Source organism: Clostridioides sp. ZZV15-6597, assembly GCF_020657815.1.
Taxonomy (GTDB): domain Bacteria; phylum Bacillota; class Clostridia; order Peptostreptococcales; family Peptostreptococcaceae; genus Clostridioides.
Genome location: NZ_JAGWCT010000155.1, coordinates 1 through 6,625, shown reverse-complemented (window position 1 = coordinate 6,625; position 6,625 = coordinate 1). Strand labels below are relative to the sequence as shown.

The following is a 6,625-nucleotide window of genomic DNA, read 5'->3' as shown; positions in this document are numbered from 1 at the left end:
AAATTAATAAAATGAGGTGAATTAATGAAAGAAATAAAAATTAAAGGAGCAAAAATTCATAACCTAAAAAATATAGAAGAATGATTTTTAATAAAATATAATCATCTAATAAATTATTAAGAAATACAAAAATATTTACAAACAACTATTTATTTGAATTGGGGGAATAAGAATATGAACAATGGTTTTTATCAATTAAATTCAGCAGTATTATATTTTAACGAGCGAAGTGATGTAAATAAAATAAGGTTTAATCACTATATAATGAGAAAAGAAAATATACAAAGATTAAAGGGAACTTTACCAAGGGGACAGTTTCAGATGACCGTAAGAAAGGCTGCATCTGACCTTGATTTATCAATATCTACAATAAGTAGGCTTGTAAATGAGTTTATAGATTTAGGAATATTGAGACTAATAAGTCGAGGAGTGAAGGGAAATTGTTGCTCTGTATATAGTTATATATGTTCTGAAAGTAGTGATACAGGTGTAATAAAGAAACGTAGAAGTTTTTTTGAAGATATCTTGGAAAATATTAATGAAACAAATAATAGTAGCCAAAAGGTATCAAAATATGAATATAAGTATAAGAAAGATAAAGTCAGTGATACCAATATGTACAGTTATATGGATAAAGAGTATAGACCATGGGGTTATGACCCAGAACTTCATACTGTAGATGAAACAGAAGATGTAACAAAGAAAAAAGAATTATTAAAAAAAAATTTAAAAAAAGAGTTATTAAAAAAGAATTCCAAGAAAAATACTGATGTGGAAGAGGATGACTATTATATAGAAAGTATTTATGAAAATATTATAAAAAAATTAAATAAAGAATCAGGGGAAAGTTTTAGGTTTGATTCAGAAACAGCCAACAAACTTATAGCTGAAAGAAGAAAAGAAGGTCATAGATTAGAAGATTTTTATAAAGTTATAGAATCAAGAGTTAAGAACTGGAAGGATACTCCTATGCTAGTGGATATAAAACCAGAGACTTTGTTTGGTCAAGAATTCAAGACTTATTTAAATGAAAAGTGATTATAATGGTGAAGAGATATACTAGAATAGATATTACAAAAAATCTAAAATTCAGATATAGTTTATGTTCAGATATGTTATATGTATAGAAAATAGGATTGTTAGTATTAAATAGAATTGTTAATATTAAATAGGATTCTTAGTGTTATTGATAATAAAAAATATTACTGGAATTTTTAAAATTCCAGTAATATAAAATTTAAATTCCAGTAATATAAAATAAGAAACTTTTTATAAACTGTATAATTAGAACCATATACTATATTGTATCAACTTCATATTCTAATATTTTTCCAGTGATTGCACTGATTGTTATATCATATTCGTTGCTTCCTTTTGTTATTTCGCCTTCATATTCTTTATCATCTTCATCGTATTCAAATTTTACTATTTTACCACCAGGTACTTTATTTAGCATTATTGACTTAGCTTTTTCAATGCTAATTATAGAGTTATTGTTATTAGCATTAGAATCGCTATTATTTTGATTATTATCAGAATCATCATAATCATTATTATCAGAGTCATCATAATCATTATCATCAGAATCGTCATCCATATCAATATCTATAATTCTTCCATCAAATGCATTTATCTCTATTTCATATGTTTTATTATCTTTTACAACTTTAGCCTCATATTCATTATCGTCAGCATCATATTTACAGTACATTAAATTACCATTAGGAATAGCATCTAGGATTATAGATTTAGCTTTATCTAAAGGTATATTTTTTACATTTAAGTTATCGTTATTTATATCATCATCTTTTTCAATTTCTATTATTTTACCAGAGTATGCATCTATTTCTACTTCATATACAATATTATCCTTTATAACCTTACTGTCGTATTTGTTATCATCTTGGTCGTAGTAACAAACTAAAACATTACTTCCTGGAACAGCTTGCTTTAATATTTCTTTAGCTTCAATTAAAGATATTTTTTTAGTTTTATTTCTTATATCGACATCTTTTAGTTTTAAGATATCCTCAAAGGCTTTTTGGTTATCACCTCCGCCAACTTGTGTTACTTCTTTTATGTCTTTATTTTTAATAAAATCTTTTTGGCTGTTTGCAAGAGTACCATTAGATATTATTACAGGAGAATTTTCTTTGGCTGCCAATACTCCTATTGATAATGCGTCTACTAGTGCATTTTCTTTGTTCATACCATCTTTAGTAACAAATACATTTTTTATGCTTTTGTTTTTATAAAATTGCTCAATAATTTTGGCATTAGTATTGTTTCTATCTGAACCACTGATTCTCTCTTTATTTGGATATTTTTTTACTGTATTGTCTGATAAAATCTTATTTCCTCCAACTATATAAGATTTTTTTATAGACCTATTATTTAAGAAATTTATACTGCTATTATTGCTGTTTTCCTCAGATACTAGTATTATAGGCATATTATGTATTGCTGATGGAGAAGCTATGCTAACTGCATCAGATAACCCCTTTAATCCATTTACAACTGCTACATTTTCTACTTTTTTTATCTTATCTATTTCTTTAAGTACATTTGTAGACATTTCATAGATATTATTTCCTACTATTTTATTTACTTTTATGTTAAGTGATTTTATTTCATTTTCTACTTTATTGGATATACTATTTCCACTGTCCACTATATATACATTATCTACGCCAAGTCTTTTAAGTTCAGTTTTAGTTGAACTTTCTATGCTATTATTATTTACTAAAAGTATAGGAGCATTTTTTAATTTAGCAAAAGGATTTGAACAAAGTGCGCTTTGAATAGAGTTACCATTGACTATAATTGCTGTTTTTGATTGAACCCACCCTACTTTACTCACTTCTACAGCCGTTTCATATCTTGTTTTACCTATTAATCTTTCTTGTTTTGTTAAGTTGTTTGCAAATATTACTGAAGAGCTAGAAAAAAACATCATACCTGCCACTAATATAGCTAAGTTTTTCTTATTCATATTTTTTACCTCACAATCCTTATATTTTCTTATTTAGTATGAACTAGTAAAATATAATCTTAAAATCAAGTTACTATTAAATGTAACATTTTAAAAATAACAGATAAGATTATTCAATATAAAGTTTTTATTTTCTTATTTAACATTGTATCATAAATACTTGGGAAAATGTTTCTAACCTTGAATATATGTAAATCGATTACTTTTATCATTTGATAAATAGGTTTTGCCCATTGTTTCATATGTTCTAAAACAGGTAAAAAGCTTATTCCTAAATCTGTTAGGGAATATTCTACTTTAGGTGAAATTTCTTGATAAATTTTCATAGTATTTAATTAAAAAATAAAAAAACTATTGACTTGAAGTTAACTCTAAGTAGTAAAGTATAATTATAGAAAGTTTATAAGTATTTAAAAGAACAAGTTAAAGTAGAGAATACTTAAAGGGGGAAGCAGGACAATGGAACAAAAAAAATTAGGATTTGGATTAATGCGTTTACCAGTAAAAGATGAAAATGATGCTACAAGTATTGATATGGATTACTTAAATAAGATGGTTGATACTTTTTTAGAGAGAGGATTTACATATTTTGATACAGCATATGTATACCATATGGGTAAAAGTGAAATAGCACTTAGAGAATCTCTAGTAAAGAGACATAAAAGAGAAAGTTTTACTGTAGCTACAAAACTACCACTAATGGCTTTGAAAGCAAAAGAAGAGCAGGAGTCTATTTTTAATGAACAGTTAGAAAAATGTGGTGTAGATTATTTTGATTATTATCTTTTACATAATATAGGTGTATCACATTATGAGGTAGCCAAGAAATTTGACAGCTTTAAGTTTATTGAAGAAAAGAAAAAAGAAGGAAAAATAAAAAATATTGGTTTTTCTTTTCATGATAGTGCAGAACTATTAGACAAAGTATTGAATGAACATCCAGAAGTAGATTTTGTTCAGTTACAGATTAACTATTTGGATTGGGATAATGAAAGCATACAATCTAGAAAATGTTATGAAGTAGCAACAAAACACAATAAACCTGTTATCGTTATGGAACCAGTAAAAGGTGGTACACTAGCAAAAATACCAGAAAGAGCCGAAAAATTATTTAATGATTACAATCCAGATATGTCAGTGCCATCATGGGCAATTCGTTTTGCAGCAAGTAAAGATAATGTCATGATGGTTTTAAGTGGAATGTCAAATATGGAACAACTATTAGATAACACAGGATATATGCAAAATTTTGAACCATTTGTACAGAAAGAATATGATGTTATAGATGAAGCAGTAGAAATTATAAATGAAGCAATTGCAGTTCCATGTACTGCTTGCCAATATTGTGTAGAAGGATGTCCAAAAAATATTGCTATTCCAAACTATTTTGCTTTATATAATGCAGAAAAGCAAGCTCTTAATACTGGATTTTCAACACAAATGGTTTACTATAATAACTACACTAAAACTTATGGAAAAGCGTCAGATTGTATTGGATGTAAACAGTGTGAAAAAAATTGTCCACAACACATTAAAATTGTAGACTCTTTAAAGAATGTAGCAGAAATTTTTGAAAAATAATTGTTACCATAAAATAATTAATGTTATACGGAAAAATTGAAGTTAATGAAATATAAGTAAAATAATTAATGATATATAGAAAAGTTGAAATTGATGAAATGTCAGTCAAACTGTTTAATCGAATTTTAAATTATACACTATCAAGAAAGGAGGAGGATTTGTGTGACAATTTCAGAAGTGAGTAAAAAATACGAACTTTCAGCAGATACTTTACGATATTATGAACGAATTGGCTTAATACCACCTGTAAGTAGAAACAAAAGTGGAATTAGGTCTTTTACAGAAAAAGATTGTGAGTGGGTTAATTTCATCAAATGTATGAGAAGTGCAGGGCTTTCCATTGAGACATTGATTGAGTATGTAACTATGTTTCAAAAAGGGAATGAAACTATAAAAGCGAGAAAAGACCTTTTAATAGAACAACGAAATCAGCTTTCTAGAAGAATAGAAGATATGCAGAAAACTTTAGAACGATTAAATAGTAAGATTGATGGATATGAGGATAAAGTTATTGAAAAAGAAAAAACATTAAAGAATAATAGTGAGAGTCAAAGAACGGAGGTATTGTCTTATGAATAAAAGTGTACTTGTACTATCTGCAAGCCCTAGAAAAGGTGGGAATTCTGATTTACTATGTGACCAATTTATGCAAGGGGCATTGGAATCTAAAAATAAAGTAGAAAAAATATTTTTGAAAGATAAGGAAGTTAATTATTGTGTAGGATGCGGAGTCTGTTATGAGAAAGGTGGAAGTTGCCCACAAAAAGATGACATGGAAGAAATTCTTGAAAAAATGATTAAAGCAGATGTTATTGTTTTGGCAACTCCAGTTTATTTTTATACTATGAATGCACAAATGAAAACTATGATTGATAGAACTTGTTCGAGATACACTGAAATTTCTGGAAAAGAGTTTTATTTCATTGTTGCCGCAGCAGACAATAGTGAGCAAGCTATGGAAAGAACCTTAGAAGGATTCAGAGGATTCACATCATGTCTAAACGGCGCTAAGGAAAAGGGTATAGTATATGGTGTAGGGGCTTGGCATGTAGGTGATATTAAGGGAAGTGAGGCAATGAAACAGGCATATGAAATGGGTAAGTCAGTGTAGGTAAGAGGTATTTTTAGGAGCGTTAGATTCTCTAAATTTTATTGATTGAGTGACTCTAGAACAATCTAGATAAAATAAATAGTAGACTAAAAGTATTCTACCATTTAGAGGCTGTAAGTAGATTTGTGTAAAACAAATTTACTTACAGTTTTTTGTTGTATATAATTGCTAGATTTGAAAATTAGTTTTTCATCCAAGTTAATTTATATAATATCATTTTGAGTTGTATCAAGTCTGTAATCAGTCACATCAAGCTTATTGTCAATTATATCAAGTCTGTTGCTAATTTTAATACTATTATCTAATTTTAATAATATTTCTAAAGATTTTCTATCCATAACATTAGTACTCATATTTTATTATCATATCATAAATAGAAGTACTAACTTTTAATAAACTAACTAATAATTTTATAAAATAAGTAAATTATAAATGATTTATAAACTAAATATAAATAAAATATGGACAAAATACAAACAATTTATAAACAAATCAACTACTGATAAGATGAATTTTAATGCTAGTATAGGAGTTACAGGAAATGTGTGACTATGAGAAGATAAAATCTATCAGCTTATTTGGCATACAATATTGAATCTATTTAGTATATTTTATATGATTTCACAGATTAATTTTTTAGTAGTAATAAGACTAAAAAGAACAGCTCTATTAATTAGCAAAAATAAAGTATTCTAATGATAACGATTATCTCAAATGTCATAAACAAATATAGATTTATTATGATTATAGTAAAAATACACTTCTTCCTGTATATACAAATAATTTAAATTTTAAAAGGAGGAATTAATCATGGCAATTGAAACTAAAACTCCAGACTGGGTTAATGTGCTGGAACTAAATAGCAAAATAGACATTACTGGAAAATCTGATGTAAGTGATATGATACAAGATATTGTTTCTGATGAATCACTAAAAGATTC

The 6,625-nt window shown here is 27.0% G+C and carries 7 protein-coding genes; 4 read left to right on the top strand and 3 right to left on the bottom strand.

Features of this window, described 5'->3' with window-relative positions; translation table 11 throughout:
• Window positions 1–174: 174 nt before the first annotated feature.
• Window positions 175–1,038 (top strand): conserved phage C-terminal domain-containing protein, encoded by an 864-nt coding sequence (locus KGF52_RS19780; protein WP_227841361.1) that lies wholly within the window; start codon window positions 175–177, stop codon window positions 1,036–1,038.
• Between the two features lie 259 nt (window positions 1,039–1,297).
• On the opposite strand, the gene KGF52_RS19775 is transcribed toward KGF52_RS19780, so the two are convergent.
• Window positions 1,298–2,992, bottom strand: coding sequence for a cell wall-binding repeat-containing protein (locus KGF52_RS19775; protein WP_227841360.1), 1,695 nt, complete (start codon window positions 2,990–2,992; stop codon window positions 1,298–1,300).
• 113 nt (window positions 2,993–3,105) lie between these two features.
• Window positions 3,106–3,318 (bottom strand): winged helix-turn-helix transcriptional regulator, encoded by a 213-nt coding sequence (locus tag KGF52_RS21735; RefSeq protein ID WP_413894788.1) that lies wholly within the window; start codon window positions 3,316–3,318, stop codon window positions 3,106–3,108.
• A gap of 133 nt (window positions 3,319–3,451) precedes the next feature.
• On the opposite strand from KGF52_RS21735, the gene KGF52_RS19765 reads away from it, so the two are divergent.
• From KGF52_RS19765 to KGF52_RS19755, 3 genes are all read left to right on the top strand, one after another.
• Window positions 3,452–4,573 (top strand): aldo/keto reductase, encoded by a 1,122-nt coding sequence (locus KGF52_RS19765; protein ID WP_227828372.1) that lies wholly within the window; start codon window positions 3,452–3,454, stop codon window positions 4,571–4,573.
• A 162-nt stretch (window positions 4,574–4,735) separates the two neighbouring features.
• The gene (locus KGF52_RS19760) at window positions 4,736–5,152 is read left to right on the top strand and encodes a MerR family transcriptional regulator (protein ID WP_227828373.1); all 417 of its coding nucleotides are present in this window, start codon (window positions 4,736–4,738) and stop codon (window positions 5,150–5,152) included.
• On the top strand, window positions 5,145–5,684 hold the full coding sequence (locus tag KGF52_RS19755; RefSeq protein ID WP_227841359.1) for a flavodoxin family protein: 540 nt from the start codon (window positions 5,145–5,147) through the stop codon (window positions 5,682–5,684). Before KGF52_RS19760 ends, KGF52_RS19755 begins: the two co-directional genes overlap by 8 nt.
• Window positions 5,685–5,887: 203 nt before the next feature.
• Here the strand turns inward: KGF52_RS19755 and KGF52_RS21505 are convergent, their stop codons facing one another.
• Window positions 5,888–6,022: a hypothetical protein gene (locus KGF52_RS21505; protein ID WP_255642490.1), complete on the bottom strand. Its 135-nt coding sequence runs from the start codon at window positions 6,020–6,022 to the stop codon at window positions 5,888–5,890.
• Window positions 6,023–6,625: the final 603 nt, after the last annotated feature.

What these genes read in the sequence shown, in the direction of transcription:
- KGF52_RS19765 (WP_227828372.1), top strand. Translation starts at nt 3,452, where the DNA reads ATGGAACAAAAAAAATTAGGATTTGGATTAATGCGTTTACCAGTAAAA.
- KGF52_RS21735 (WP_413894788.1), bottom strand. Translation starts at nt 3,318, where the DNA reads ATGAAAATTTATCAAGAAATTTCACCTAAAGTAGAATATTCCCTAACA.
- KGF52_RS19775 (WP_227841360.1), bottom strand. Translation starts at nt 2,992, where the DNA reads ATGAATAAGAAAAACTTAGCTATATTAGTGGCAGGTATGATGTTTTTT.
- KGF52_RS19780 (WP_227841361.1), top strand. Translation starts at nt 175, where the DNA reads ATGAACAATGGTTTTTATCAATTAAATTCAGCAGTATTATATTTTAAC.
- KGF52_RS21505 (WP_255642490.1), bottom strand. Translation starts at nt 6,022, where the DNA reads ATGGATAGAAAATCTTTAGAAATATTATTAAAATTAGATAATAGTATT.
- KGF52_RS19755 (WP_227841359.1), top strand. Translation starts at nt 5,145, where the DNA reads ATGAATAAAAGTGTACTTGTACTATCTGCAAGCCCTAGAAAAGGTGGG.